Source organism: Microbacterium jepli, assembly GCF_047237905.1.
Taxonomy (GTDB): Bacteria; Actinomycetota; Actinomycetes; order Actinomycetales; family Microbacteriaceae; genus Microbacterium.
Genome location: NZ_JBDFLW010000003.1, coordinates 527,275 through 554,211, shown reverse-complemented (window position 1 = coordinate 554,211; position 26,937 = coordinate 527,275). Strand labels below are relative to the sequence as shown.

The 26,937-nt window shown below is 71.0% G+C and carries 24 protein-coding genes; 10 read left to right on the top strand and 14 right to left on the bottom strand.

The genetic code is table 11. The annotated features are described in order from the left end of the window. Nucleotides 1–157 precede the first annotated feature (157 nt). The 4 genes from ABC304_RS03240 to ABC304_RS03225 all read left to right on the top strand — a co-directional run bounded on the left by ABC304_RS03240 (nt 158) and on the right by ABC304_RS03225 (nt 4,251). Nucleotides 158–1,477 (top strand): ABC transporter permease subunit, encoded by a 1,320-nt coding sequence (locus tag ABC304_RS03240; protein WP_412928916.1) that lies wholly within the window; start codon nt 158–160, stop codon nt 1,475–1,477. A gap of 5 nt (nt 1,478–1,482) precedes the next feature. Beyond that, nucleotides 1,483–2,460 carry a branched-chain amino acid ABC transporter permease gene (locus ABC304_RS03235; RefSeq protein ID WP_412928915.1) on the top strand — a complete coding sequence of 326 codons (978 nt, stop codon included), beginning with the start codon at nt 1,483–1,485 and terminating at the stop codon, nt 2,458–2,460. 133 nt (nt 2,461–2,593) lie between these two features. Then, entirely contained in the window at nt 2,594–3,469 is an 876-nt protein-coding gene (locus ABC304_RS03230) for an ABC transporter ATP-binding protein (RefSeq protein ID WP_412929053.1), read from the top strand. Continuing rightward, on the top strand, nt 3,466–4,251 hold the full coding sequence (locus tag ABC304_RS03225) for an ABC transporter ATP-binding protein (RefSeq protein ID WP_412928914.1): 786 nt from the start codon (nt 3,466–3,468) through the stop codon (nt 4,249–4,251). The genes ABC304_RS03230 and ABC304_RS03225 overlap by 4 nt, the downstream gene beginning before the upstream one ends. Before the next feature lie 263 nt (nt 4,252–4,514). Here ABC304_RS03225 and ABC304_RS03220 read toward each other — a convergent pair whose 3' ends face one another. From ABC304_RS03220 to groES, 3 genes are all read right to left on the bottom strand, one after another. Next, entirely contained in the window at nt 4,515–5,777 is a 1,263-nt protein-coding gene (locus ABC304_RS03220) for an ABC transporter substrate-binding protein (protein WP_412928913.1), read from the bottom strand. Nucleotides 5,778–5,929: 152 nt separating this feature from the next. After that, nucleotides 5,930–6,895 (bottom strand): EamA family transporter RarD, encoded by a 966-nt coding sequence (gene rarD, locus ABC304_RS03215; RefSeq protein WP_412928912.1) that lies wholly within the window; start codon nt 6,893–6,895, stop codon nt 5,930–5,932. 162 nt (nt 6,896–7,057) lie between these two features. Further along, nucleotides 7,058–7,354, bottom strand: coding sequence for a co-chaperone GroES (gene groES / locus ABC304_RS03210; protein WP_412928910.1), 297 nt, complete (start codon nt 7,352–7,354; stop codon nt 7,058–7,060). Nucleotides 7,355–7,612: 258 nt separating this feature from the next. Between groES and ABC304_RS03205 the strand changes: the two genes are divergently transcribed. The 4 genes from ABC304_RS03205 (at nt 7,613) to ABC304_RS03190 (ending at nt 13,617) form a co-directional block, all read left to right on the top strand. Beyond that, complete coding sequence (locus ABC304_RS03205) at nt 7,613–9,211, top strand: Hsp70 family protein (RefSeq protein WP_412928909.1); 1,599 nt, start codon at nt 7,613–7,615, stop codon at nt 9,209–9,211. Beyond that, nucleotides 9,208–11,730: a helix-turn-helix transcriptional regulator gene (locus tag ABC304_RS03200; RefSeq protein ID WP_412928908.1), complete on the top strand. Its 2,523-nt coding sequence runs from the start codon at nt 9,208–9,210 to the stop codon at nt 11,728–11,730. The genes ABC304_RS03205 and ABC304_RS03200 overlap by 4 nt, the downstream gene beginning before the upstream one ends. Nucleotides 11,731–11,860: 130 nt before the next feature. Further along, nucleotides 11,861–12,883 (top strand): IniB N-terminal domain-containing protein, encoded by a 1,023-nt coding sequence (locus ABC304_RS03195; RefSeq protein WP_412928907.1) that lies wholly within the window; start codon nt 11,861–11,863, stop codon nt 12,881–12,883. A 2-nt stretch (nt 12,884–12,885) separates the two neighbouring features. Continuing rightward, entirely contained in the window at nt 12,886–13,617 is a 732-nt protein-coding gene (locus ABC304_RS03190; RefSeq protein ID WP_412928906.1) for a hypothetical protein, read from the top strand. Here ABC304_RS03190 and ABC304_RS03185 read toward each other — a convergent pair. From ABC304_RS03185 to ABC304_RS03170, 4 genes are all read right to left on the bottom strand, one after another. Beyond that, complete coding sequence (locus tag ABC304_RS03185; protein WP_412928905.1) at nt 13,534–15,129, bottom strand: dynamin family protein; 1,596 nt, start codon at nt 15,127–15,129, stop codon at nt 13,534–13,536. The two genes, ABC304_RS03190 and ABC304_RS03185, sit on opposite strands and share 84 nt — an antisense overlap. 31 nt (nt 15,130–15,160) lie before the next feature. Then, nucleotides 15,161–17,065, bottom strand: coding sequence for a dynamin family protein (locus ABC304_RS03180; protein ID WP_412928904.1), 1,905 nt, complete (start codon nt 17,063–17,065; stop codon nt 15,161–15,163). Between the two features lie 98 nt (nt 17,066–17,163). After that, the gene (locus ABC304_RS03175) at nt 17,164–18,309 is read right to left on the bottom strand and encodes a hypothetical protein (RefSeq protein WP_412928902.1); all 1,146 of its coding nucleotides are present in this window, start codon (nt 18,307–18,309) and stop codon (nt 17,164–17,166) included. 104 nt (nt 18,310–18,413) lie between these two features. After that, entirely contained in the window at nt 18,414–19,544 is a 1,131-nt protein-coding gene (locus ABC304_RS03170; RefSeq protein WP_412928901.1) for a hypothetical protein, read from the bottom strand. Between the two features lie 215 nt (nt 19,545–19,759). Here ABC304_RS03170 and ABC304_RS03165 point away from each other — a divergent pair, with 215 nt between their 5' ends. Continuing rightward, entirely contained in the window at nt 19,760–20,962 is a 1,203-nt protein-coding gene (locus ABC304_RS03165; RefSeq protein ID WP_412928899.1) for a THUMP-like domain-containing protein, read from the top strand. A 14-nt stretch (nt 20,963–20,976) separates the two neighbouring features. On the opposite strand, the gene ABC304_RS03160 is transcribed toward ABC304_RS03165, so the two are convergent. Genes ABC304_RS03160 through tsaB form a run of 4 tightly spaced genes read right to left on the bottom strand, consistent with a single transcriptional unit; the run spans nt 20,977 to nt 23,718 of the window. Continuing rightward, on the bottom strand, nt 20,977–21,513 hold the full coding sequence (locus tag ABC304_RS03160; RefSeq protein WP_412928897.1) for a hypothetical protein: 537 nt from the start codon (nt 21,511–21,513) through the stop codon (nt 20,977–20,979). Beyond that, complete coding sequence (gene tsaD / locus ABC304_RS03155; protein WP_412928896.1) at nt 21,510–22,583, bottom strand: tRNA (adenosine(37)-N6)-threonylcarbamoyltransferase complex transferase subunit TsaD; 1,074 nt, start codon at nt 22,581–22,583, stop codon at nt 21,510–21,512. Before tsaD ends, ABC304_RS03160 begins: the two co-directional genes overlap by 4 nt. Further along, nucleotides 22,580–23,089, bottom strand: a complete 510-nt coding sequence (gene rimI / locus ABC304_RS03150) for a ribosomal protein S18-alanine N-acetyltransferase (protein WP_412928895.1) — start codon at nt 23,087–23,089, stop codon at nt 22,580–22,582. Before rimI ends, tsaD begins: the two co-directional genes overlap by 4 nt. Beyond that, nucleotides 23,086–23,718 carry a tRNA (adenosine(37)-N6)-threonylcarbamoyltransferase complex dimerization subunit type 1 TsaB gene (gene tsaB / locus ABC304_RS03145; protein ID WP_412928894.1) on the bottom strand — a complete coding sequence of 211 codons (633 nt, stop codon included), beginning with the start codon at nt 23,716–23,718 and terminating at the stop codon, nt 23,086–23,088. The genes rimI and tsaB overlap by 4 nt, the downstream gene beginning before the upstream one ends. Nucleotides 23,719–23,837: 119 nt before the next feature. On the opposite strand from tsaB, the gene ABC304_RS03140 reads away from it, so the two are divergent. Next, nucleotides 23,838–24,803 (top strand): alpha/beta fold hydrolase, encoded by a 966-nt coding sequence (locus tag ABC304_RS03140; RefSeq protein WP_412928893.1) that lies wholly within the window; start codon nt 23,838–23,840, stop codon nt 24,801–24,803. Here ABC304_RS03140 and tsaE read toward each other — a convergent pair. The 3 genes from tsaE to ABC304_RS03125 are packed head-to-tail and all read right to left on the bottom strand — an operon-like array spanning nt 24,787 to nt 26,833. Continuing rightward, nucleotides 24,787–25,290 carry a tRNA (adenosine(37)-N6)-threonylcarbamoyltransferase complex ATPase subunit type 1 TsaE gene (tsaE, locus tag ABC304_RS03135; RefSeq protein ID WP_412928891.1) on the bottom strand — a complete coding sequence of 168 codons (504 nt, stop codon included), beginning with the start codon at nt 25,288–25,290 and terminating at the stop codon, nt 24,787–24,789. The two genes, ABC304_RS03140 and tsaE, sit on opposite strands and share 17 nt — an antisense overlap. Further along, nucleotides 25,287–26,411 carry an alanine racemase gene (alr, locus tag ABC304_RS03130; RefSeq protein ID WP_412928890.1) on the bottom strand — a complete coding sequence of 375 codons (1,125 nt, stop codon included), beginning with the start codon at nt 26,409–26,411 and terminating at the stop codon, nt 25,287–25,289. Before alr ends, tsaE begins: the two co-directional genes overlap by 4 nt. Continuing rightward, nucleotides 26,408–26,833, bottom strand: coding sequence for a holo-ACP synthase (locus tag ABC304_RS03125; protein WP_412928889.1), 426 nt, complete (start codon nt 26,831–26,833; stop codon nt 26,408–26,410). The genes alr and ABC304_RS03125 overlap by 4 nt, the downstream gene beginning before the upstream one ends. Nucleotides 26,834–26,937: the final 104 nt, after the last annotated feature.

Genomic DNA, 26,937 nt, shown 5'->3' with positions numbered 1-26,937 from the left:
GACTCGATCCCCCGTATGGTGGGCCGGAGTTCCGATTCGATCACGTCTCGGAATCGGCCGGTACGCGAAACAGAACCGACACATTACGCTCGTACCGTTCATCAAGGCCGATGTCCACCGAGGCTCCGGTCTGCAGTGGTGACTAACTGGAGGTTCCGTGGGTTCCACGATCGCGACCGCACGACGCCCGTTGAGGTGGTTCGTGCTCCTGGTGGCCGCCTTTGCCGTGGCGCTCATGGCCGTGGGCTCGCCGCTGGCCGCCTACGCCGCAGCTCCCGACACGCCCGGCGGCGACCAGGAGAAGACCGACTTCTACTTCGCGGGCGTCATCACCTTCGACGACAAGCCCGTGCCCGATGTGAAGCTGACGGTCGACGGCGGCGGCTTCGACGCCGAGACCATCACCGACGCGGAGGGCAAGTGGCGCCTGTACGTCCCCGAGAAGGCGACCTACACGCTGACCGTCGACGAGTCCACGCTCCCCGAAGGCGTCATCGTCGCCGGCGACTCGGCCTCGCAGGAGGTGGAGTTCGGCCTGACCGGGTCGAAGATCGTGAACCTCTTCCTCGGCGAGGGCGAGAGGCAGACGCAGTCGTTCGCCGATCAGCTCTTCTCCCGCATCATCAACGGCCTGAACTTCGGCCTGCTGCTGGCGCTGGCGGCGATGGGCGCCGCGCTCATCTACGGCACGACCGGCCTGTCGAACTTCGCGCACGGCGAGATGGTGACGTGGGGCGCGCTCGTCGCCCTCATGGCGACCACCTTCTGGCAGCTGCCCCTGTGGGCCGGCCTCATCGTCGCGCTCCTGGGCGGCGGCATCCTCGGGCTCGCCCTCGATGCGGGTCTCTGGCGCCCTCTCAGGCGAAGAGGGCTCGGAACGGTGCAGCTGATGATCGTCAGCATCGGCCTGTCGCTGGCGCTGCGCTACTTCTACCAGTACCTGATCGGCGGATCGACCTTCCAGCTCCCGGGCGCGAGCCCCACTCCCCTGCAGTTCGGGCCGATCTCGCTGTCGTACATCGACCTCATCAGCATGGGCGTGAGCATCGTCGTCATCCTCGGCGTCGCGTACTTCCTGCTGGGCACCCGCATCGGCAAGGCCACGCGCGCGATCAGCGACAACCCGCAGCTCGCCGCGGCATCCGGCATCAATGTCGACCGCGTCATCCGCATCGTGTGGGTGCTCGCCGGAGTGCTCGCTGCCCTGTCCGGCATCCTGTGGGCCTACTTCCGGCCCGGCGTGCGGTGGGACATGGGCACGCAGATGCTGTTGCTGATCTTCGCCGCCATCACGCTCGGCGGACTGGGAACGGCGTTCGGCGCCCTCGTCGGCTCGATCATCGTCGGGATCGTCGTGGAGACCTCCACGCTGTTCATCCCGTCCGACCTGAAGTACGCCGGAGCGCTGGTCGTGCTGATCCTCATCCTGCTGATCAGACCGCAGGGCCTGCTCGGTCGCAAAGAGAGATTGGGGTAGCCGCCATGGATTGGGGCGCCATCCTCGGAAACACACTCGCTGCTCTGCTGAGCCCTGTCACGATCGCGTACGCGCTCGCGGCGACGGGTCTGGCCGTGCACTTCGGCTTCACGGGACTGCTGAACTTCGGCATGGCCGGATTCATGGCCCTCGGCGGCTACGGCTACGCCATCTCCGTCCTCAGCTTCGGCCTGCCGTGGTGGCTCGGGATGATCATCGGCCTGCTGCTGGCCGCGGTGTTCGCCGTCGCGCTCGGCATCCCGACGCTTCGTCTGCGCGCCGACTATCTCGCCATCGTGACGATCGCCGCTGCGGAGATCGTGCGACTGCTCTTCACGACTCAGGTGTTCGACGAGTTCACCAACTCGGCGGACGGCCTCGGCGGATACCACGACGGGTTCCGGTCGTCGAACCCGTTCCCCGTGGGCACCTACGGCTTCGGACCCTTCACGTACAACGAGCAGGAGCTCTGGATGCGCGTGTTCGGCATCCTGATGCTCGCGCTGGCCATCTTCGTGGTGTGGGCGCTGATGCGCAGCCCGTGGGGCCGCGTGCTGAAGGGCATCCGCGAGGACGAGGACGCCGTGCGCTCCCTCGGCAAGAACGTCTTCGCCTACAAGATGCAGTCACTGGTCGTGGGCGGGGTGATCGGCGCGATGGGCGGCATCGTCTACGTGCTCCCCTCCGCTGTGGTCCCGTCCAGCTACACCACGTCGCTCACCTTCTTCATCTGGACGATCCTGCTGCTGGGCGGTGCCGCGACGATCTTCGGCCCCTCGCTGGGCGCGATCATCTTCTGGATGGTGATGGCGCTGCTGGGCAACCTGCTGCCCGAGCTCGCCTCGGCCGGCTACCTTCCCATGTCCGACATCCAGGCCGGAACGCTCCGGTTCATCCTGGTCGGCGTGGCACTCATGCTCCTGGTGATCTTCCGACCGCAGGGCATCCTCGGCGACAAGAGGGAGATGACCTTTGTCAAGTAACGAGCCAACGAACGTGCCGGTCGATGGGGTGGCGGCGGAGCCGGCGCCCACGACAGGCAGCGTCGCACGACCCAAGACGACGGGGCTCGCCAAGGGCGAGAACGTGCCCGGCGTCGCCAAGAACGACCCGATCATGGTCGTCGACAACGTCACCCGCCGATTCGGCGGCCTGACCGCCGTCGACGTGGAGCACCTCGAGATCCCACGCAACGCCATCACGGCCCTCATCGGGCCGAACGGCGCCGGCAAGACCACGCTGTTCAACCTGCTGTGCGGCTTCGACAAGCCCAACTCGGGCACCTGGTCGTACGACGGCAAGAACCTCGCCGGCATCCCCGCCTTCAAGGTGGCCCGCATGGGACAGGTGCGCACGTTCCAGCTGACCAAGGCGCTGTCGCTGCTCACGGTGCTCGAGAACATGAAGCTCGGTGCTCCGAACCAGAGCGGCGAGAAGTTCTGGCAGAGCTTCTTCCCCGCCATCTGGCGCAAGCAGGAGAAGGCGAACGAGGACAAGGCGCGTGACCTTCTGACCCGCTTCAAGCTCGACGCCAAGGAGGCCGACTTCGCGGCATCCCTCTCCGGCGGTCAGCGCAAGCTGCTCGAGATGGCGCGGGCGCTCATGAGCGACCCCGCCCTCGTCATGCTCGACGAGCCGATGGCCGGGGTGAATCCGGCGCTGACGCAGTCGCTGCTGGACCACATCCTCGACCTCAAGGACCTCGGCATGACGGTGCTGTTCGTGGAGCACGACATGCACATGGTGCGCCACATCGCCGACTGGGTCGTGGTGATGGCCGAGGGCCGGGTCGTGGCCGAGGGCCCGCCCGACACGGTCATGAACGACCAGGCGGTCATCGACGCCTACCTCGGCAGCCACCAGGACGTCGACCTCGGCGTCGTCACCGGCCGCGTGGCCGGCGAACTCGACACCTCCGCGGTGCAGCTGCTGGAAGAGATCAAGGAAGAACGCGAGGTCTCCATCGAGGAGGCCGAGGAGGGCAAGCGATGAGGGGCGATTCCACCGCGGTCTCGGGCGCCAGCGCGCTCGCCGAGGGCAAGAGCGACCGGGTCGTCGTCGAGGTGAAAGACCTCGTGGCGGGCTACCTGCCCGGCGTCAACATCCTCAACAGCACCAACCTCGTCGCCCGCAAGGGCGAGCTGATCGGCATCATCGGCCCGAACGGCGCCGGCAAGTCGACGCTGCTGAAGGCGATCTTCGGCCTGGTCAAGGTGCGCGGCGGCGACATCACCGTCAACGGCGACAGCATCGTCGGGCTCAAGGCAGACAAGCTCGTGCAACGCGGAGTCGCGTTCGTCCCGCAGACGAACAACGTCTTCCCCTCGCTGTCGATCGAGGAGAACCTGCAGATGGGGCTCTACCAGAACCCCAAGATCTACAAGGAGCGCCTCGAGTTCGTCAGCAGCATCTTCGCGGAGCTGGGCAAGCGCCTCAAGCAGCGCGCGGGCTCGCTCTCCGGCGGAGAGCGCCAGATGGTGGCCATGTCGCGGGCGCTGATGATGGACCCGTCGGTCGTGCTCCTCGACGAGCCGTCGGCCGGCCTCTCCCCCGTCCGTCAGGACGACGCTTTCATCCGCGTCTCCGACATCAACAAGGCCGGCGTGACGACGATCATGGTCGAGCAGAACGCCCGCCGCTGCCTGCAGATCTGCGACCGCGGCTACGTGCTGGATCAGGGCCGCGACGCCTACGAGGGCACCGGCCGCGAGCTCCTGAACGACCCCAAGGTCATCGGCCTGTACCTCGGCACCCTCGGCGCCGACGAGGGCTGACCTTAAGAAAAGAGGGGACCGGATGCCGCGGCATCCGGTCCCCTTCTTCGTGCGTACTCGGCGCAGGCGCGGTCCGTGCCGCGCGATCGCGAGGAGATCTGCCGAACCGGAGGACGGATGCTGCAGCACGCTCCTCCGGATCACCACATCTCCTCCGGTTCCGCACGGGCACCGCACGTTGCGCGGGTCACCGCTTGCGGCCGCGCAGCCGGCACAAGCGAAAGGGCCCCGGATCGCTCCGGGGCCCTCGCGTCACACGCGTATCAGTTGATGCGCGAGTAGTTGTTGTCGGCGCCGTACTGGTAGATGCCGATCGTGGCCTCGGTCGGGTCGCCGTTCTCGTCGAACGTCACCGGGCCGGAGTAGCCGTCGTAGTCCGCGACGCCGCCGCCGTTGATGATGTCGGCGCAGTCGGCGAACGTGGTGCACTTCTCGCCGTCGCCCGAGCCGCCGGAGACCTCCTGCAGCTTCGCGGCGATGTCCGTCGCGGTGGTCGACTTTGCGGCAAGCGACGCGAGCGCCAGCAGGACGACCGCGTCGTAGGACTCGCCCGAGTAGGAGTAGTCCGCCAGCTCGGCGTTGCCCGCGGCGGTCCAGTTCTCGTTCAGGCGCTCCTGGAAGTCGTCCGACAGCTTCGGGCCGGGGAGCGTTCCCTTGGCACCCTCGAGCGGAACGGCGACGTCGGTGCCCCAGTTCTTGAGGTTTCCGTCGACCAGGTAGTAGTCAGCGGGGGCGATGCCGGCGTTCGACAGCAGCGGCGCGATGGTCGCGAACTGGTCGAACGTGATCAGGACGACCGCGTCGGGCTTGGCGGCCGTGATGGTCGCGACCTGGGCGTCGAACGAGGAGTCACCGTCGTTGTACGACGCGTCCGCGACGACCTTACCGCCGGTGCCCTCGAAGACCTCCTTGACGACACCGTAGAGACCGGTGCCGTAGGCGTCGTTCTGGTAGATGATGCCGATGTTCTTGTGACCGTCCTCCGCGATGAGGTTCGCGAGCACCTCGCCCTGCAGCAGGTCGCTGGGGGCGGTGCGCCAGTAGAGGTTGTTGTCGTCCCACGTGGTGAAGTCGGGCGACGTGTTGGCCGGGGAGAACGTGATGATGCCGGCGCTGACGTTGCTGTCGAGGAAGAGCTTGGTGACGCCGGATGCCGCGGCGCCGATCATCGCCGAGACGCCCGCCGACTGCAGCTTCGGGACCGTGGTCTCGAAGGCCTTGTTGTCGGCATCGCCGGAGTCGCCGAAGGTCGCGTCGATGGTGATGCCCTTGGCCGCCTCGTTGACCTCGGTGACGGCGAGTCCGACACCGGCCTCCTCGGGCGGGCCGAGGAAGGCGAGGCTGCCGGTCTGGGGCAGGACGGTGCCGATCTTGAGGGTGAGGTCCTCGGTGGGTCCCGACGAGGCGGACGACTCTGTGCCGCCTCCACCGCCGCCGGCGCAGCCGGCGAGGACGAGAGCGCTCGCGCCGGCCACGGCGATGACGCCGAGGATCTTTCCGGTGCGGGTACGGGAGAAGACGTTCATGTTGCTCCTTGCTGTGTATGAACGCGGGCGCGGCTCGGGCGCCGGCCCAGTGCCCCCCAACCTAGCCCGGCGCCTGTCTCGCGAGTGTTGCGAGTGGTTAACGATGTGTTACGCGACCCAATCGTTATCCAAGCCCGTGATTTCGCGTCCGATCAGGTGAATGCGGCGACATCGGAGACGCCGCGCGCACGGCGGGCGTGAAGGACGGAGTCGACGGACAGCACGATCAGCGCGAGCCACACCAGGCCGAAACCGAACCAGCGCTCGGGGGTCATCGTCTCGCCCAGCAGCCAGGCGCCGGTGATGAACTGCAGGATGGGCGCGGCGAACTGCAGCAGCCCGATCACCGTCAGCGGCACGCGGCGGGCACCCGACGCGAAGAGCAGCAGCGGCACGGCCGTGACGACGCCCACGAGGAGCAGCAGAACGGTGTGTCCCGGCCCCGCGGTGCCGATCGTCAGCCCGGCGCCGGCGGAGACGATGAGGAGCTGCACCACGGCGACAGGGATGAGCCACACCGTCTCGAGCGTGAGACCGCTGACGGCGTCGACCGAGGGGCCGATCCGCTTCTTGACGAGCCCGTAGAGACCGAAGGAGAAGGCGAGCGACAGGGCGATCCAGGGGAATTGCCCGTAGCCGAAGACGATCACGGCGATCGCCACGACGGCCAGCCCGATGGCGACCCACTGGGTGATCCTCAGACGCTCGCGCAGGAACAGCACTCCGAAGAGCACGGTGACCACGGGGTTGACGAAGTAGCCGAGGCTCGTCTCGATCACATGACCCGACAGGGTGCCGAGGATGAAGACCTGCCAGTTGACGTAGATGAAGGCGCCGGCCAGCGCCGTCCACCCCATGAGCCGCGGATTGCGGAGGATGACCCCGAACCGATGCCACCCGCGCGTGACGGCGAGGAGGAGGACGCAGAAGACCAGGGAGAACAGGATGCGCCAGGCGACCAGCTCCCACGGGCCGGTCGGCACGAGCAGCAGGAAGTAGAGGGGCAGGAAGCCCCAGAGGAGGTACGCCGCCAGGGCGTAGAGGCCGCCGAGGGTGCGCTCGCGAGCCGTGTCGGCGGGCGACGCCGCTGTGGGGGCGGAGGGCACGCGAGAGCTCATCGTTCCAGCCTAGGACCGGCCTCCGCAGGGCGGGCAGGTCCACACCGACCCGCGTGGCCCTGTGGGCGGAGGGCAGGGAGCGTGTGATCGGGAAGCCCTCTCGATGGAACGAGGAAGGCCCGGATGCCGAAGCATCCGGGCCTTCCGTCATTCGGGGGCGTCTCAGCGGACGACGACCGCGAGCACGTCGCGTGCCGACAGCACGAGGTAGTCGTCGGCGCCGAACTTGACCTCGGTGCCGCCGTACTTGCTGTAGATCACGCGGTCGCCGACGGCGACGTCGAGCGGGACGCGGTTGCCGTTGTCGTCGATGCGGCCGGGACCGACGGCCACGACCTCGCCCTCCTGGGGCTTCTCCTTGGCGGTGTCGGGGATGACGAGACCACTGGAGGTGGTCTGCTCAGCCTCGACCTGCTGGATGACGATGCGGTCTTCGAGCGGCTTGATGGAAACCGACACGGTCTACCTCTTCTTTCTCAACGCTTCGGAACGGAAGACTTGTTAGCACCCACCCATGGCGAGTGCTAACACCAGTCTAGGGAAGCGCTGGCACTCCCGCAACGCGAGTGCCAGTTACGGGATCTGATCCGTCCATCCCCTTGCGGTGGGGCCAATCCGATATTTCACTGGACCCGAATAGGACTCGTGCGGGGCGGCACGATGACTGGGCATGATCGGCACGAGGCCCCGCACCTGATCTTCTGGGGTTGATCACGGATGAGCACGTCGTACTACCTTGCCGTCGATGTCGGCACGAGCCGCACCGCTGCGGCCGTGCTGCGGGCGGCGGAGGATGCTGAGCCCGTGTCGTTCCCCCTGGGGCGCCACAGCGACAGCGCGCCGAGCGCGGTGTTCGTCGCGGACGGCGAGTTGCTGTTCGGCGACGCCGCGGCGCGGCGGGCCATCGCCCAGCCGGAGCGCGTGATCCGGGAGTTCAAGCGGCGAATCGGCGATGACGTCCCGATCCTGGCCGGCGATCGGCGCTTCGCACCGGAGGACGCCTTCGCCGAGGTCGTCACCTGGGTCATCGACGTCGTCTCCGAGCGGGAGGGCGCTGCGCCCAGCGGCGTGGCCGTGACCGTCCCCGTCGAGTGGCGCGGGCATCGCATCGACGCCGTCCGCGGTGCTCTGGCGCGTGCGGGGTGGAAGGACGTGCTGCTGCTCACCGAGCCGGAGGCCGCCGCGCGCCGCTACGAGGCGTCCCGGCCGGTGCCGCCCGGGCGCTTCCTGGCGGTCTACGACCTCGGCGGCGGCACCTTCGACGCCGTAGTGCTGCGCAAGACGCACGACGGGGTGCTGGCCGTCGCCGGCGCACCCGCCGGCATCGCGACGCTGGGAGGATCCGACTTCGACGATCTGGTGCTGCGCCACGCGGTGGCCGCGGCCGGGATCGGGCCCGAGGCGATGAGGATCGACGACGAGAGCCGGGTGGCGTGGGCCGCCATGCGCCGCGAGTGCATCGACGCGAAGGAATCGCTCTCGTTCGACTCCGAGGCCGTCGTCCCGATCCTGATCGGCGGCGGACGCACCACCGTGCGCCTGACGCGCTCCGAGTTCGAGGACATGATCGAGGAGTCCATCGGGAAGACGGCCGACGTGCTCGGCGAGGCGATGACGGCCGCCGATCTCGACACCGACGGCGACGACCTCCACGCGATCCTGCTTACGGGCGGGTCCTCGCGCATCCCCCGTGTGGCGCAGCTGCTCTCGGAGAGATTCGACCGGCCCATCGCCGTCGACGCCGACCCGAAGGCGATCATCGCGCTCGGAGCGGCGATGGCGGCTGCGGCGTCCTTCCGGGTCGACGAGCCGGAGGAGGACGACGCGTTCGACGAGGCGCCGCAGCCGGCGCCGCCCGTCGTGCCGCAGCGGAAGCCGCGGAGGAGATGGGTGCCGAGCACCGCGGGAGCCGCCGCGATGACGGATGCCGCGCCGGCGCCATCCCGCACCGACGCGGCCTCGAGCAACGCAGGCGTCGCCGCCTCCGCCGCGGAGACGCCCGCACCCCGCCCCGCGCGCCGCGGATGGCTCGGACGGGGGCCGGCTGCGGCATCCGTCATCGCCGGCGCCCTCGTGCTGGCCGGCGGCATCACCATCTCGGTGCTGTCGGGATCGCTGCCCGACGGTGCGGACGCCGTCACCGAGACTCCGCCCGCGTCGTCGACGCCGGCCGCCACACCCGCCGCCGGAGTCCCGTCCCCCTCCGACAGCGCCACACCGCTCCTGCAGCCGGCGGACACCCCCGTCGTGCTCTTCGGCGGCGAGGACGAAGCGGCAGCCGCCACCCCGGCGCCGGCAGAGGAGGCGACCCGATGAACGCCGCCCCCCGGGTGTCGGGCCACCTCTCCCCGGCCGAACCGCCCGCCCTCCTGCCGATCCTCGCCCGCACCCACGCGGAGGTGCTCGCCACCGGCGGCGCACCGCACCGCGCGCTCATCATCGGACCTGCCGGCTCGGGCAAATCGCGACTGCTGCGCCGCCTGCGCCAGAGGATCGCGGCCGGCGGAACGGCCGTCGTGCGCCTCACCTCCGCCGTGGACGTGCCCGGACTGCCCCAGAACGACGTGCTGCTGGTGGACGATGCGCACCTGCTCGACCCCGCACTCCTGGCCGCGGTGGCCGACCGCGCCGCCGACGTCGACGCGGGCCTGCTGGTGGCCTGTCGCCCCCTCCTCCCCGGCGCACCCGCCGAAGCCGTCACCCGCATCCTCGAGCAGTCGCAGCCCGCGCTCGTGCTCGGCCACGTGTCGCGCGCCGACGTGACCGCGCACCTCGAGGAGCGCGGCACCAGCCTGACCACGGCCTGCCTGCGCGACATCCTCACCACCACCGGCGGCGCGGCCTGGCTCGTCGCCGAGGCGCTGGCCGTCCACGACGGCGAGCGCTGCGACGACCCGCGGCATCCCGAGACCGCCGACGCCCTGCAGGATGTCGTCGCCCATCGCCTGCGCTCGAGCACACCCGCCGTCCGCGCCTTCGTCGAGGCGGTCTGCCTCGCGTCCGAGGGCGAGCCCGCTCCCGACGCCGAGCCGGCGCTCGTCCTGGCCGCGTACGCCGAGGGGTTCCTCCTCGCCAACGGCAGCCCGATGCCCCTGGTGCGCGATGCGGTGCTGTCGACGCTCTCGGTGGAGCGTCTCATCCGCGCCTTCACCGAGGACACCACCGCCGACGCATCGCTGCGCCTTCCCGCCGGCGTCCGCGATCCCCGGCTGGCGGCGGCGCTCCTCCACCGCGGCGACGAGATGCTGACGACCGATCCGGTGCGCGCGCGGGAGCTGTATCGCAGCGCCGAGGAGTCCGGTGCCGACGAGACGGTGGTCGCCGTCCGGGTGGCGTCCGCCGCCTGGGCCCTCGGGGCGATCGACGCGGCCGGCGCCGCGCTGGACTCCGTGGAGGTTCCCGAGGGGCATGCCGACCGGGATGCCGCGATCGACCTGTCCGCATCGATCTGGGCCGCGCGCGGCCTGCTCCCCATGAGCGACGAGGTGTACCGCAGCGCCGTTCCGCGCAGCGCCCTCACCTCGGCTCACGCGAGCGTCGCGGCCATCGCCGTCGCCGACCGCGAGCGCGGACTGCAGCACGCCGGGGCGGCGCCGGGGCGCACCATCCCGTCCACCCTCTCGGTTGCGACCGACCTCCTCAGCCGCGGCCTCACCCAGTCGCTGACCGGATCGGGGCAGGCCGCGCTGCACGACCTCGTGCGCGCCTCCGAGATGTACTCCGCCTCGGGCGCGAGCGGCCCGACCCCCGAGCTCCCCGCCGTCCTGGCCGCGCTGGCGGCCCTGAACCTGGGCGAGCCCGACGTCGCCCACTCGGTGCTGGAGGCGGCGGTGGGCGCCGGACACGGCGGCGCGTGGGCGCAGCGGCGGCTGCTGCTGTGGAAGGCCTGGGTCGCGCTGCAGCAGGAGCGCGCGGGAGACGTGGAGTCGACGCTGGCCGGCATCCTCCCCGACGCGCGGAGCCTCGCCCCGCGCGAGCGTCTCCTGCTCGACGCGCTGACCGTGGCCATCGCGCGCCGGTACCACGACGCCACCGCGCTGACGACGGCGTGGCGAGGCGCGCGCGAGAGCCTGCTCCGCGCCCAGTTCGACCTGTACAGCATCCTGCCCCTCGGCGAATTCGTCGTCACGGCGGTGCGCGTCGGCGAGATCGACCGCGTGCAGCCGCACTTCAGCGAGGCGCTGGCGAGTATGACCCGGCTCGGCTCGCCGCCGCTGTGGTCGGCCCACCTGCACTGGGCAGGCGTCCAGCGCGCGATTCTGCTCGACAGCCCCGCCCAGCTGCGTCCGCACGCGCGGGCGCTCGTCGAGGCCGCCGCCCACAACCGCCTCGCCGCGACCATGGCCCAGGCGGGCCGGGTGTGGACGTCGGTGCTGGCCGGCACGGTCGACGCCGATGCGGTGGAGGATGCCGCGCTCGGCCTGTCCGGGGTCGGACTGGCCTGGGACGGGGCGCGTCTGGCCGGCCACGGCGCCGGACTCACCGACGAGCGCCGCACGATCTCCCGTCTTCTGGCCGTCGCCCGGCGACTGCACCCGCACGAGGAGGTGCGCCCGACCGCGATGGAGGAGGCTCCGGCATCCCCGTCGAAGGCGCGCTCCCACAGCGAGCTCAGCAGCCGCGAGCTGGAGGTGGCCGCCCTCGTCGTGCAGGGGAAGACGTACGCCGAGATCGGCACCGCGATCTTCATCAGCCCGCGTACGGCGGAGCACCACATCGCCCGCATCCGCCGCCGGCTCGGTGCCACGAACCGCTCCGACCTCATCGCCAAGCTCCGCGTCGCGCTCGACGAATCCGCCGACGACGGCGGCGCGCAGGACCGGGCGACCGCGTGAGCGCCGGCACATCCCCCACTTCCGGGGTGAGACCCCCCTATCGGTCCCGGCGTCGATGGGGATATACCCCGACGCGCCCCCCACGCCGACGTTCTACGTTGAACAGACGCCCTACGAAGAGGAGCCGAGCATGAGCATGACGCTCGCTACAGTCGCCGACGCCCTGATCGAATTCATCCTGAGCCTGCTGAAAGATCCGGTGGCGGCCGCGGAGTTCGAGGACGACCCGCAGGCCGCGCTGTCGCGGTGCGGTCTGAACAACGTCTCCGCCCACGACGTGCAGAGCGTCGCGCCCGTCATCATCGAGCGCACCAGCGTCGTGCAGGTCCCGGTCGGCGTGACGAAGGTGGTCCACGTGGACGGCGGCGGCTCGGGCGGGAACGGCGGCGGAGGCGGCGGACGCGGGCCCGGCCAGGAGCCCAACGCGGTCGTCCGCGAGATCAAGAACATCACCAACCACTTCCAGACGGTCGATGACCGCGACACGATCGTCGACCAGTCGGTGAACCAGAACATCTGGGCCGAGGGCGACGTCACGCAGAACTTCGACAACGACGCGGTCGTCGCCTCGGGCGACGACACGATCGCCGCCGGCGGCTCGGTCGACATCGACCAGACGAAGGACGAGTCGACGACCATCAACGCCGGAGACGACGTCAACATGGGCAACGACACCGACGTCACCATCATCGACGACTCGTTCGACGAGGACACCGACACGGACACGACGACCGACGGCTCCACCACGATCGACACGGACGGCTCCTACAACGACGGATCGACCACCGTCGACACCGAGGGCTCGAACAACGACGAGTCCACCACCGTCGACACGGACGACTCCTTCAACGACGGCTCCACGACCGTGGATGTCGACGGGTCCTTCACCGACGAATCCACCACCGTCGTCGCGGCCGACGCGGACGCCGCGATGATCGTCGAGGAGACGCCGCTCGATGACTCCCCCGCCGAGGAGGCCCCCGCCGAGGAGGCCGCACCGGCCGAGGAGTTCGCCGAGGCCGCTCCCGTCGAGGACCCGTACGCCGACGCCGCCGCCCAGTACACGGAGGCCGACGTCAGCACCGAGTCCGACGACTACGCCTCCGATGACGCGATGCTCCCCGACACCGCCGCGGCGGGCGAGGAGTACTGAGCGTGCGGTCGCCCCTCAAGCCGAGGAGATCCGGCGCGCAGACGCCGACCCCCGAGATCCCGGCGGCGGATGCTGCGGCCGCACCGGTCCAGGAGAGCGTGACCTCCGACACCGGCACCTCACTCGAGCACCTTCGCGCGTCTTCCGGTGCGGACGCGACGGGTGCGGCGGGGATGCCGCAGCGTCCGTCGCTGGCCGACAAGGAGGCGCCGCCTGTCCTGGTGAAGGTGCGGCCGCCGTTCCTGGTCGCCCTCAGCCGCATCCTCTGGATCGCGAGCCTCGCCGCCGGCGCCGCCGGCGTCATCTACATGTTCGTCATCCGGCAGGCGCAGCTGCCCGCCATCGCGGACCTCGTGCGCGCCGTCGACGGCACGCGCCAGGAGGCGACGTACACGACGGCCGCCGACATCCTGTTCTGGACCGTCTTCACTCCGGCCGTCGTGGTGATCCTGCTGCAGATCATGCTGCAGGTGTCGTTCGCCGCGCGCCGGCCGAACGTGCGGTGGTGGCAATTCGGCTCCCTCATGTTCTCGGGCGGCGTCTTCCTGCTGGCGCGGGAGATCGTCGCGTTCGGCGAGCGCGGTGCGCCCCTGGAGCAGATCATGCTCGTCCAGCTCGCGCTGGCCACGCTCGGACTGCTCGTGAGCGCGCTACCGCCCGCTCTGGCCTGGACGGCCCGCAAGCACGACATCCGCCGGGGCCCGGTCGCGCCCTCCGCCGGCGCCGGCATCTGACTCCCGGGTGACCGGTCCCTCATCGTCGGACCGGCTCGTCCCGTCGAACGCCCGCTGAGCAGCGACCCCCTCCAGGCTGCGGAGGACGACGTGGCACGTCTCGACCGTCCGTCGGTCGCTGAGAGGGCTCTCGCTGAGCGCGCGCCAGTGGCCGAGGAGCGTCCGGATCCGGTCGTCGATGTCGGACGGCCGCGCCGACTCCCCCAGCCCGAGGCGCGACAGCGATGCCGTGCCCGCACCCCCGACGATCCGCTCGGCCTCGGCGGCGTCCTCCGGCAGGAGCGTGGGGCCGCCCGTGCGCAGCAGTGCCAGCAGGTCGAGCTCGCGGAGATCGTGGCTGGAGGAGCGGATGCGCTCGATGCCGGCGTGCACGGAGGCGGCCCCCGGGCGGGGCCGGTCGCGGATGAGACGCTCCAGCGTGTCGAGCGTGGTGCGCGCCTTCAGCGCGCCGGCACGCGCACGGAACTGCTCGGCCACGAAGCGCTGCACGTCGACCAGGCCGCTCTGCTGCACCAGGCGCTCCGAGAGGTCCGACGATGTCCGGGCTCCGCCGCGTATGAGGGCCGTGGCGAGGCGGATGCCGAAGATCCCGAATCGGACGAGCAGGGCGCGGCGCTGCGCCGGGGAGAGGGAGCAGTCCGTCGTGGGGCGCGTGAAGCGGTCCACGGAGATGAGCATGCGGTCGCGGATGCCGCGGTCGAGGTCGGCGAGCTCCCGCAGCGCGGCGAACTCGTTCTCGCGCAGCGTGCGCGCGGCCTCGGCGAGAAGGCCCGCGACGGGGATGCACTCCAGCGCGATGGAGCGGAGCTCGCCGTCGGCGCGATACCGCCCCGCGATCCGCGCGGCCGACAGGAGCGAGTCGATACGGCCGGCGCCGATCTCGTCGGCACGGGACAGCAGGGCGACCGCGTTGACGGTCTGCGCGGCGCCGGCGGCGGTGTCGTGGAACGCCTCGAGGAACGACACGTCCGAGGCGTGGATGTGCCGGAGCAGGTAGAGGATCGCGTCGGCCTCGGACGGGGCATCCGACGGCGTCAGGAAGCGCGTCGACCGGGCGGAGACGCGCTCGGACAGCGAGGCGATGCCCGGGGTGTCGATGAGGACGGTGCCGCGGAGGTTCTCCGACGGCCACTCCACATCGATGCGCGACACGTCGTCGGCCGTGCGTCCGTCGAGGTCGAGCACGAGGGCCCCCGCCGACCGTCGCACCGGCAGGCGCACCTCGCCGCCGCCCACGAGGTGGGCGGTGACGCGTGCGGTCTTGGCGTACCGGTACCAGGTGACGGTGCGCGTGCACTCCCCCGCGTCGGTCGGGGCGATCTGCTCGCCGATGAGGGCGTTGAGCAGTGTGGACTTGCCGGCCTTGACCATTCCGGCGACGGCGAGGCGCAACGGCTCGCGCAGGCGGGCGCGCGCCGCCTGGAGGACATCGGTCGCGGCCGCGTCGTCGGCGTAGACGTCGCGGGCGAGGTCGACCAGCAGGCCGACCTCGCCCGACGCCCCGCGGCTCATCGGCGAAGCCCCCACATGCGCCGACCGCAGGTCATCGCGTCGTCCCCGCCGCCGCGCGTGCGTCGGCCTCGCCGGGGACGGGCTGCATCTCGAGGGGTGCGGGTATCTGCCGGCGGAGCGCCTCGATGCGCCCGAGCTGCGTCTGCAGCTGGGCGATCCGGCCGTCGCGGTCACTGGCGTAGACCGTCGCCCCCTGCTTGGCCGCGAGCACCGACTCCGAGAGCGACCGGTGCAGCTGATCGGCGATGGCGCCGAAGTGGTCGCGCGAGACGCGCTGCACAAGACGGAGCCGGTCCTTGAGCTGTTTGCCGACCTGGAACACGACGTCCTCGATGTGCCTGCGGACGAGCATCTTCGCCTCGGCCTGGCGCCGCGACAGCCGGGAGGACATGTCCTCCCGGTAGGCCCGGCGGCCGACCAGCACGCCGACGAGCAGCGACAGCGGGTTGATGAGGCTGAGTCCGACGAGGCTCGTCGCGAGACCGGCCATCAGCACGCCGCCGTAAGAGCCGCGGACGCCGATGTAGATCTTCTCGGCCGCGCCGAGGCGTCCCTCCTCCATGCCCTGGAGGTGCTCGACGGGATCGAGGATGCCGTCGGTGTCGCCGACGTCGATGAAGGGCAGCTCCGACTCGCCGCTGACGAATTCGTCGGCGACCCGCTCGGACAGCCAGCGCGAGCGCTCGTTGGTCCAGACGAACGTCTCCGAGACCGCGGCGGACACGCGCAGGTCGAGCCACTCCGCGATCTGATCCCAGATCGGACCCGGGTCACCCTCGTCGATCGACTGCTCGGCCTCGCGCTGCACCTTGCGGAGCCGGTCGCGCAGGTCGTGCTCGGTGTCGGAGATGAGGTCGGCGATGCCGTCGGAGAGCGTGACCTGCCAGCGCGAGGAACGGCTGCGGAATTCGTCCGCACGGGCCTTGGCGTCCTCCAGGCGGGCGATCATGACCGGGGTGTCCTCCGGATGCTGCAGCGCACGCAGCTCGGTCTTCACGGCCATGCCCAGCTGATCGACCACCGAGACGAGGTCGTGCACGGCGGCGCGCTGGTGCACGGCCTCCGCCCGCCCGAGCACGTCGCGACGGAGGTGGGCGACGAGGGCCGGGAAGCCGGACTCCTCGTTGAGCTCGCGGTCCTGCTCCTGGGCGGCCATCATCCGCAGGTCGCTGGAGACCGCGAACATCGGGATGCGGCCGACGTCGCCGAGATGCGACCGGTCGATCTGCTCGATCTGACGCCACTCGGGGTAGATGTCGGTCTTCGACAGCACGGCGGCCACATTGGGAGACACGCGCAGCGCGTGACGCAGGAACTGCACCTCCGGCTCGGTGTACTCCTGCGAGGCGTCGGAGACGAGCAGCACGGCGTGCGCGGTCGACAGGGCCGCGAGCGTGCTGACGGAGCGGGTCGATTCGACGCCGCCCACGCCCGGGGAGTCGACGAGCCGGAGTCCGCCCTTCAGCAGCGCGCGCGGGATCTTCACCTCGGCACCCACGACCTCGAGGTCCTTGCCCCCCTGGCCCTTCTCGGAGACGAACTCGGCGAGGTCGTCCAGCGCGATCGGCCGCCGCTCGATCGACGGCTCGGTGCCCTCGTCCCGGCGGATCAGGGCGAACGCCTCCGGCTCTTCCCCGTATGAGACGGAAGTCGGCACGCTGGTGGCGATGTCGTCGTCCACGGGGCAGGCGGGTGCGTTCACCAGCGCGTTGACGAGTTTGCTCTTGCCCTGCTTGAACTGCCCGACGATGATCACCCGCACATAGGGGTCGATCAGCCGCTGACGGGTCTCGGAAAGCCGGGAGACCAGGTCCGAGCGTCCGACGGAGTCCGACAGGCCGGCCGTGCGCTCCACCAGCGCGAGCAGATCGGCGGCCGGACGGGCTGCGACCACGTCGGCCGCGGCATCCTCGGTCGTACGGATGGTGGGGGTCATGGTCGACCTCTCGTTCGACGGCCGACGACCCCGGGCGGTCTCCCACCCAGGGCCGTCAGGTCCTGATCGCTATTCGGTGCCGGTCGGGATACGGATCCTCAGCTTGCCCAGTCGCCGGGGTCGACGTCCACCGTCGCGTCCTGCACGATGACGGAGTCGTCGCTGCCCCAGATCACGTCGGCGTCGATGTTCCAGTTGCTCTCGTCGTGCGTGACCGACAAGTCGTTGAACGAGTCGGCGGCGCTGTAGCTGTCCGAGTTGTCGTTGAACGAGTCGGTCGACGTGTAGCTCTCCGAGCTGTCGTTGAACGAGTCCGCCGCGGTGTAGCTGTCGGAGTTGTCGTTGTACGAGTCGGCGATGCTGGTGTCGACGGAGTTGTCGGTCCACGTGGTCTCGACCGTCGAGGTGTTGTACGAGCCGTCGATGGTGGTGATGCGCGTGTCGTTGTTGAGGTTCACGTCGCCGCCGTCGGCCGAGATCGTGGTGGAGGAGTCGCGCACCTGCGTGATCGAGATGCCCTCGCCCGCCGCCATCGAACCGTCGCCCGAGGCCACGACCGCCGAGCCGCCGCCGGAGAAGTCGCCGTCGCCGGCGCCGTTGACCGACTGGTCGACGATCGTGTTCTGGTTGTTGACCCAGACGTCTCCGCCACCGCCGCCGGCGCCGCCGAGGTCGAGGTCGCCCATGCCCGTGTTGTAGTCGCGGACGCCGACGGTCACCGAGTGGTCGTCCATGCTGCTGTTGTACGAGCCGCTGATGACGCCGAGGCTGTTGTCGTTGTACGAGTCGTTGACGGAGTTGTCGCTGTTGTCCGTGACCGAGTTGTCGGAGTTGTCCGAGTTGTCGCTGTTGTCGGAGTTGTCCGAGTTGTCGCTGTTGTCGGAATTGTCCGAGTTGTCGCTGTTGTCGGAATTGTCCGAGTTGTCGCTGTTGTCGGAGTTGTCCGAGTTGTCGCTGTTGTCGTTGCCCGACCCGGTCGTGGTGGTGGTGGTGTCGTTCGAATCGGTGTTGCCGCTGCCGTCGATCGACCAGTCGACGTTGCCGCTGTCGTTGGTCGAGTTGTCGGTGTTGCCGCTGCCGTCGATCGACCAGGCGGAGTTGCCGCTGTTGTTGGTCGAGTCGTCGGTGTTGCCGACGTTGTCCAGGTCGGCGCCGAGGGTGGCGTTGTTGGTGGTGTTGGTGGTGTTGAACGAGTCGCGCACGCGGGTGTTGAACGAGTCGTCTGTGGCGTCGAAGGTGGCCATGGCCGTCGCTTTCTGGGAGAGGGTGGGGGAAGTGTGGTCATCCGTCCGGCGCGGGCGGATGGGTGCCCGGCCGCCACGAGGCGGCGGCGGCCGGGCGGTCTGTGTCAGCCAGCGAAGTCGGAGCCGTCGACGACGGCGGCGTTCTGGCTGTCGATGATGACGTCGACGTCGGCGTTGATGTCCGTCGTCCAGAGCTGGCTGCTCTCGTCGTTGAACGAGTCCATCGCGCTGTAGTCGGTCGAGTTGTCGTTGAACGAGTCGGCCGCGCTCCAGTCGGCGGAGCTGTCGTTGAACGAGTCCGTCGCACTCCAGTCGCTCGAGTTGTCGTTGTACGAGTCGGTGACCGTGGTGTCGACGGAGTTGTCGGTCCACTCGTTGGTCTCGGTGTACTCGTTGTACGAGTCGGTGACGGTGGTGATCGTCGTCTCATTGCCGATGTTGACGCTGCCGCCGGTCGCCGTGATGGTCTCGGACGAGTCCATCGTGTTGACGATGCTGATGCCGTCGCCGGCCGCCATCGAGTCCTCACCCGAGGCCACGACCGCCGACCCGCCGCCGGCGAAGCCGCCGTCGCCGGCGCCGTTGACCGACTGATCGATGATGGTGTTCTGGTTGTTGACCCAGACGTCGCCGGTGCCGGTGCCTGCCGCGCCGCCCCCGATGCTGAGGTTGCCGAGGCCCGTGTTGTAGTCGCGGACGCCGACCGTGACCGAGTTGTCGTCGGTCCAGGAGTTGTACGAGTCCTCCGTGATGTCGACGGAGTTGTCGTTGTAGGAGTCGTTGACGGAGTTGTCGCTGTTGTCGGTCGCGGAGTTGTCCGAGTTGTCGCTGTTGTCGGAGTTGTCCGAGTTGTCGCTGTTGTCGGAGTTGTCCGAGTTGTCGCTGTTGTCGGAATTGTCGCTGTTGTCCGAGTTGTCGCTGTTGTCCGAGTTGTCGCTGTTGTCCGAGTTGTCGTTGAACGAGTCGGAGGTGTCGGTGACGACGTCGTTGGAGTCGGTGTTCCACGAGTCGGTGATGTCGGTCGTGGTGTTGCCGCTGTCGTTGACCGAGTTGTCCTCGTTGTAGGAGTCGGCGATGCCCACGGCGCTGTTGCCGCTGTCGTTCGTCGAGTTGTCCGCGTTGAAGGAGTCCGCGATGCCGAGGTTCAGGTTCGCGTTGTTGGTCGTGTTGTCCTCGTTGCCCGAGCCCCACACGCCGGTGTTGTAGGAGCCAGCGACGCTGGTGTTGTCCGCCATGGTTTCTTTCCCAATCTCGGGGACAGACCCCGGTGTGTGATGTTGGCCTCACGCTACGAGCGGGGCTCCGAAGATCGCATCGGGGAGGACTCCGGACAATGGGAAGCTGCGGCAGGGGGTTTGCGGGGACGCCCCCCGGCCCTTTAGGGGTTACGGCCTGCAGTCAGCCCGGACCCCGGGCGGGATGCTCCGGGGGTGCGCCGTAGGCTGGCCGGATGGATTCGGCAGAGCTCAGCGCCCTCCTCACGCCCGAAGGCCTGCGGCTGCTGGACGCCCAGCCCGCCATCGCCTCCACGGCCGACGTCGCCCGCGCCGTCTCGCGGCTGCGGGCGGACGGCCACTCCCCCGCACTGGTCTCGGCGGTCGTCGGCCAGGCGCGGCTGCGCGAGAAGGCGAAGTCGAAGTTCGGCGACTTCGCCGCGCGGATGCTGTTCACCCGCGCCGGACTCGAGCAGGCCACGCGGCTCTCGGTGGCGGCACGCCACGCGGCGCGGTTCCGCGATGCCGGCATGCCGTCCGTCGCCGACCTCGGCTGCGGGATCGGCGGCGACGCGATGGGGTTCGCCGGTCTCGGGCTCCGCGTCACCGCCGTGGACGCCGACGAGATCACGGCCGCGATCGCGGCCTACAACCTCGCACCGTTCGGCGAGGACGCGTCGGTGCGCGCCGGCCGTGCCGAGGATCACGCGCCGGGTGCGGCATCCGCTCTCCCGGTCGATGCCGTCTGGCTCGATCCCGCGCGGCGCACGGCCGGACACTCCGAGACCAGCCGCCTGCGCGCGGAGGATCACACCCCGCCGCTGGACTGGGCATTTTCCCTCGCGGCCCGCGTACCGACCGGCATCAAGCTCGGGCCGGGCTTCGACCGGGACACGATCCCCGACGGCGTCGAGGCGCAGTGGGTCAGCGCCGACGGCGCCACGATCGAGCTCGTGCTCTGGTCGGGGGCGCTCGCCAGGCCCGGCGTGCGGCGGGCGGCGCTCATGATGCGCGGAGACGTCGCCCACGAGCTGACCGCCGCCGACGACGCCGACGACGAGCCGGTGCGGTCGCTCGGCGCGTTCGTGCACGAGCCGGACGGTGCAGTGATCCGGGCGCGCCTCATCGGCGACGTCGCGCGCGCCCTCGATGCCGGGATGCTCGCCGACGGCATCGCCTACCTGACCTCCGACACCCCGCTGACGAGCCCGTTCGTGTCGACGTTCCGCGTGCGCGAGGAGCTGCCGTCCGACGTGAAGGCGCTGTCACGGGCTCTCCGCGAGCGCGGGGTGGGCGTGCTGGAGATCAAGAAGCGGGGGGTGGACATCGATCCCGCCCGTCTGCGGACGTCGCTGAAGCTGCGCGGCGACGCCTCGGCGACGCTCATCGTGACGCGCATCGGCTCGAAGCGGCTCACGTTGCTGGCCGACCGCGTCTGACTCGGCGCGGCGCGTCAGCCGAGCACGGCGAGGCGCTGGGCCGCCCAGATGAGCCAGCCCGCGCTGTAGAGCACGGAGAGTGCGCCGAGGCAGATCGCCCAGATCGCGGTGCCGCGGCTCTCTGCCGGACGCCGCAGCGCGATCACGCCCACCACGACGGCGACGAGTCCGATCGGGAACCCCCAGCCCACGATCAATGAGAAGGCGAGGCCGGGGACGGCGAAGGCGAGCGCCCACGCCGAGAGTCCGCGTGACACCGGCGGCCGCGGCGCCCACTCCACGCGGGGAGCGACGTCCTCGAGGGGAACGACCGGCGTCGCGATCCCGACGGGGGCGGTCGGCAGCCGCGTGAAGCCGCCGCGATGCGCTCCGGGCAGCACGAGGTCCTCGCCGGCCGGCGCCACATCGGGCGACGGCGCCTCCACGACGGGCGCCGTCAGAGGAGCCCGCGGGACGACCGGCGGAGGCGGAGCGCGGAAGATCGGAGGCGTCTCGCCGCGAGGCTCATCGGACCCCGACGGGGCGGCCGCAGCATCCCGATCGTCGGTCACGACCGCTCCGCGACCTGGATCTCGGTCACCGGAAGGGTCGAGTCGGCCCCGAACGCGAGCGTCGACGGGCGGCGACCGGAGGCGATGAGCTCTGCCGCGAGCCCGGCGATCATCGCGCCGTTGTCGGTGCAGAGCGTGAGCGGCGGGATCCGCAGGGTCACACCCGCGGCCGCCGCGCGCTCGGTGGCGACGTCGCGCAGCCTGCGGTTCGCGACGACGCCGCCGCCCAGCAGCAGCCGCGGCACCTCGAAGCGGGAGCAGGCGTCGAGGGCCTTCGTGATCAGGACGTCGACGACCGCTTCGCGGAAGGATGCCGCGACGTCGGCGATCGGGATGTCGGTGTCCTGCTGCTCCACCCAGCGCGCGACCGCGGTCTTGAGCCCCGAGAACGAGAAGTCGTACCGGTGGGCGGCCATGTCGGACGCGCGGGACAGGCCCCGCGGGAAGCGGATGGCGGTGGGGTCGCCCGCGGGCCCGGCGGCTCCGTCGGCGGCGCGATCGATCTCCGGCCCGCCGGGGTACGGCAGTCCGAGGAGCCGGGCGACCTTGTCGAACGCCTCGCCGGCGGCGTCGTCGACCGTCTCGCCGAGCAGCTCGACGTCGGAGGTCAGGTCGCGGACGAGCAGGAGCGAGGTGTGCCCTCCGCTGACCAGCAGCGCGACGGTCGGATACTCCAGCGGCGGTGCGCCGTCGTCGAGCAGGTCGGCGGCGATGTGCCCGACGAGGTGGTTGACGGCGTACAGCGGTCGGTCGAGCGAGACGGCGAGCGCCTTCGCGGCGCCGATGCCGACCATCAGCGCACCCGCGAGTCCCGGCCCGCTCGTGACGGCCACGGCGTCGAGGTCGGCGGGGGAGACGCCCGCCTCGGCCAGCGCGGCGTCGACGGCGGGCTGCAGCGCCTCCAGGTGGGCGCGCGCGGCGACCTCGGGCACCACGCCGCCGAAGCGCGCGTGCTCGTCCATGCTGCTCGCGATGGTGTTCGACAGCAGCGTGCGGCCGCGGACGATGCCGATGCCGGTCTCGTCGCAGCTCGTCTCGATGCCCAGCACCAGGGGCTCGGCCGCGCTCACGTGCACCACTCCTGACCCGGGGCCGCGGCATCCGTTTTCGCGTGATGCGCGACCCACCCGCGCAGGTCGAGCTTCATGACGATCGCGTCGACCCCGCCGTCGGCCGGGTAGTAGTTCGGGCGGCGACCGATCGGCACGAAGCCCTCGGAGACGTACAGCGACTGCGCGGCGGTGTTGTCGTCGCGCACGTCGAGGAACACCTCGCGCGCGCCGCGCCGGGTGGCCTCCGAGAGCAGGGCGCGCAAAAGCGTCCGGCCCTGTCCGCGGCCGCGGGCATCGGCGGCGAGCGCGATGGTCTGCACGTCGGCGTCCGCGGAGCCCGAGGGCGCGCGCAGGCCGGCGTAGCCGCGGATGCCGGCACCCTCCTCCCACACGACGTACCAGGTGTGCGGGGACGCGATGTCGGCCTCCATGACCGCCGCTGACCACGCGTCACCCAGGAAAGACGCCCGCTCGATGGCCATGATCCCGTCGAGGTCGGCGACGGTCGCCTCGCGCAGGCTCATGCGGTCACCCGCTTCGGGCCGCGGGGCATGGTCACATCCGGCGAGCGCAGGTACAGCGGCTCCGCTCCGGCGAGTGTGCGACCGGCGGCGACAGCACGGGCGGCCGCGGTCGCGAGCAGCGCGGCGGGCACCGTCGCCGCGTCGACGCGGAACGCTCCTGACTCGGCGAGGCGCGCGTCGGTCTCGTCGCGCGGCGAGAGGAGCGGACCGCCCGCACGGACGGGAAGGCCGTCGTCGTCGAGCCCCTCGTAGACGGAGTACGCGAACTCCCGCCGCCGGGCGTCGGTCACCACCGCGAACCGCGGTGTCTCGCGACTCTCGACGGCGTCGGCCAGGAGCACCTGCAGCGCGACGGCGTCGTGGCTCGGCACGGGGACGACGGGGATGCCGCGGCCCAGGGCGAACGCGCGCGCGGCGGCGATCCCGACGCGCAGGCCGGTGAAAGGACCGGGACCCATGCCAGAGACCACGTGCGTGATGCGCCGACCCGAGGTGACGGAGGCCAGCAGATCGCCGATCACCTCGGCGTGGCCCAGCGGGTCGTCGCTCGACGCCTCGGCGACGACGAACCCGTCGGCGTCGACGAGCGCGACGGCCGTGCCGAGGGAGGTGTCGATGCCGAGGAACACCCTCTCAGGGTAGTCGGGACACGCCGGCGGTCGCCGCCCCGCTCCCCCGGCGCGGAGGGCGGCGGGCGGAACAGCGGGACGCCGGCAAACCAGGCGGCCGATCGCGACGAACAAGTGACGTGACCCGCCACATGTCCGCCCGCCGACCGGCACGCCGCTCCGCCGCGCTCCTGCTGAGCGAGCGCGCGATCGGCCTGCGCCGCGTGACGGTCGAGACGGCCACCGGTCCGGTGGTCGTCCGCGCCGGACGGAAGGCGGGCGCACCGGCCACCGTGCTGCTCCACGGAGCCGCGGGATCCTGGACCACCTGGACGCCGCTGATCGCAGCATCCGACGCGTCCTCCCGCCCCGTGGTCGACCTCGTCGTCCCCGACCTTCCCGGCTGGGGCGAGAGCCGGCCGCTGCCGGAGGATGCCGGGATCGGCGAGCTCTCCGCGGCCGTCGTGACCGCCATCCGTGCGCTGGGCTACACCTCCTGGCACGTCGCCGGCCACTCGCTCGGCGGCTTCGTCGCCCTCGACATCGCCGCGCGGGAACCGGGCGCGACGCTGTCGGTCGCGCTCGTCTCCCCCACCGGTCGCAGCGTGACCGACGCGGTGCGTCACCCGCTGCGGGACGGACGCCGCCTCCCCGGCTTCGGCGGCATGCTGCTGGCCATGCGGTTCCTCGCGGCGCTGCCCGCGGACGGCCGCGGACTCCTGCGCACGCTGCGGCGCGCCGGGCTGCTGCGCCGGCTGGCCTCCCCGCTCTTCGCGAACCCGCGCTTCGTCCACTCGAGCGTCGCCGACGCCCTCGCCGACGAGATCCGTCCGCACTCCTTCGTCCGTGCGGCGAAGCTGGCCGCACGCTACGACACGCGGGTTTGGAGCCGGATCACGGGTGCGGTCCGCTCGGTCCGCGGCAGCTACGACGTCTTCAGCGCCGACTCCGACGCCGCCGCCTTCGCCGCCGACATCCCCGATTTCGCCGAGCACCGGCTGGACGACGCCGGCCACTTCGCCCACATCGAGGACCCGACGGCCGTCCTCGAGGCGATGGCCGAGGCGAGGGACGAGCGGATGCCGCGGCTCACGGCCGTCGGCTGACCGTCACGATCCTCGGGGCGTCGGCGTCGAGCTCCAGCGTGCGCGCGGAGATGTCTCCGCACATCGTGTCCGCACCACGGCCGCCGACCGGACGCTCGAGCTCGATCTCCCACCACTCGTCGCGCAGGCCGTCGACCATGCCGCGACCCCACTCGACAACCACGACGCTGCGCTCCACGTCGATGTCGAGGTCGTCGAGTTCGGCGGGCGAGCCCAGCCGGTAGGCATCGACGTGCACGAGGCTCGGTCCGCCGATGAGCGAGGGATGGGTGCGGGCGATGACGAACGTCGGGCTCTGCACGGGCCCGCGCACGCCGACGCCGGCCGCGATCCCACGGGTGAGGGTGGTCTTTCCGGCGCCCAGCGGGCCGGTCAGGACGACGAGGTCGCCCCCGCGCAGCATCCGTCCGATCTCCTCGCCGAAGGTCTCCATCGCCCCCGGCGACGACACCTCGCGTCGGCCGGCGACCGGATCGAGACCGCTCACGCCGACACCTGGCGACGGGTGACGCGCGGTCCGATGCGCGTGACGATCTCGTAGTTGATCGTGGCCGCGGCATCCGCCCAGTCGGTCGCGGACGGCACCCCGAGGGTCGGGTCGCCGAACAGCACGGCCTCGTCGCCGACCGCGACGGGGAGGTCGCCGACGTCGACGACGATCTGATCCATGGCGACGCGACCCGCGACGCGGAAGCGCTGACCGCGGATCGAGACGGGTCCGGCTCCGGACGCCTGCCGCGGCACGCCGTCGGCGTAGCCGAGAGGCACGAGCGCGAGCGTCGTCTCGTGCGCGGTGCGGTGGTCGAAGCCGTAGGAGACGCCGTGCCCGGGGCCGACGCGGCGGACGGCGGCGACCGCCGCGCGGAGCGTCATGGCGGGGCGGAGTCCGAGGTCGGCCGAGGAGCGCCCGGCGATCGGCGACAGCCCGTAGATGCCGATGCCGAGCCGCACGCAGCCGAGCCGCGTCTCGGGGAGGTCGATCGCGGCGTGGGTCGCCGCGAGGTGCCGGAGCTGCGGCGCGAGTCCGGCGGCCGCGGCGACGCCGAGGCCGTCCTGGAACGCCCGCAGCTGCGCGCGGTCCTCTTCGCGGCTCGTGTTGGAGAGGTGGCTGAAGACGCCGATCACCCGGAGCTTGCCGATGCGCTCGAGCCGTGCGGCCTCGGCGCAGACCCGCGCGAAGTCCTCGGGGGCGATGCCGTTGCGGCCGAGGCCGGTCTCGAGCTTGAGATGCACGCCGACGGGGCGCTCGGCGGATGCGGCGGCGGCCGCCGCCAGCAGCTGGTCGAACGAGGAGATGCCGAGCTCGATGTGCCCCGCGGCCGCCTCGACGAAGGACGCACCCGGGGCGTGCAGCCACGCCACGATGGGCGCGCGGATGCCGCCCTTGCGCAGCAGCAGGGCCTCCTCGACGTCTGCGACGCCGATGCGCGACGCACCGCCGTCGACGGCGGCCACCGCCGAGCGCACGGCGCCGTGGCCGTAGCCGTCGGCCTTGACGACGGCGATGACCTCGGACTCCGTCAGGCGGCGCAGGTGCCGCACGTTCGCGGTGATCGCACCGACGTCGATCGTGGCCTCGCGCATCGAGCCCGTGGGCAGCCGGCTCACGCGGCGACCTGCGCGTCGAGCGGAGCGGCGGCCGCGGCATCCGTCGTCCCCGGCTGCGCCTTCGACTGCGGCTCCGACTCCGCGACGACGTAGGCGGTCGCGAGCCCGGCGTCGTGCGACATCGACAGGTGGAGCGACGTGATGCCGCGCGCGGCCACGACCTCGGCGGTGGAGCCGGTCAGGGTGAACCAGGGGCGACCGGACGGCTCGGGGGTGATCTCGATCTCGGTCCAGTGCACGCCGTCCGAGCCGCCGAGCGCCTTGATGAGCGCCTCCTTCGCGGCGTAGCGCGCGGCGAGCGAGCGCGGAGCGAGCACGCGCTCGCCCGGCGTGAAGAGGCGCTCCAGCAGTCGCGGAGTTCGCTCGAGGGACCGCTCGAACCGCGGGATGTCGACCAGGTCCACGCCGATGCCGACGATCATCGCCGCTCCCCTCCGGCCCCTCCCCGGGGCACCCGCCACTTTATCCCGCACCGTCGGCCACCGGTGCGGGCCCACCGCGAGACTGCACCCGGTCGGCGAGACCT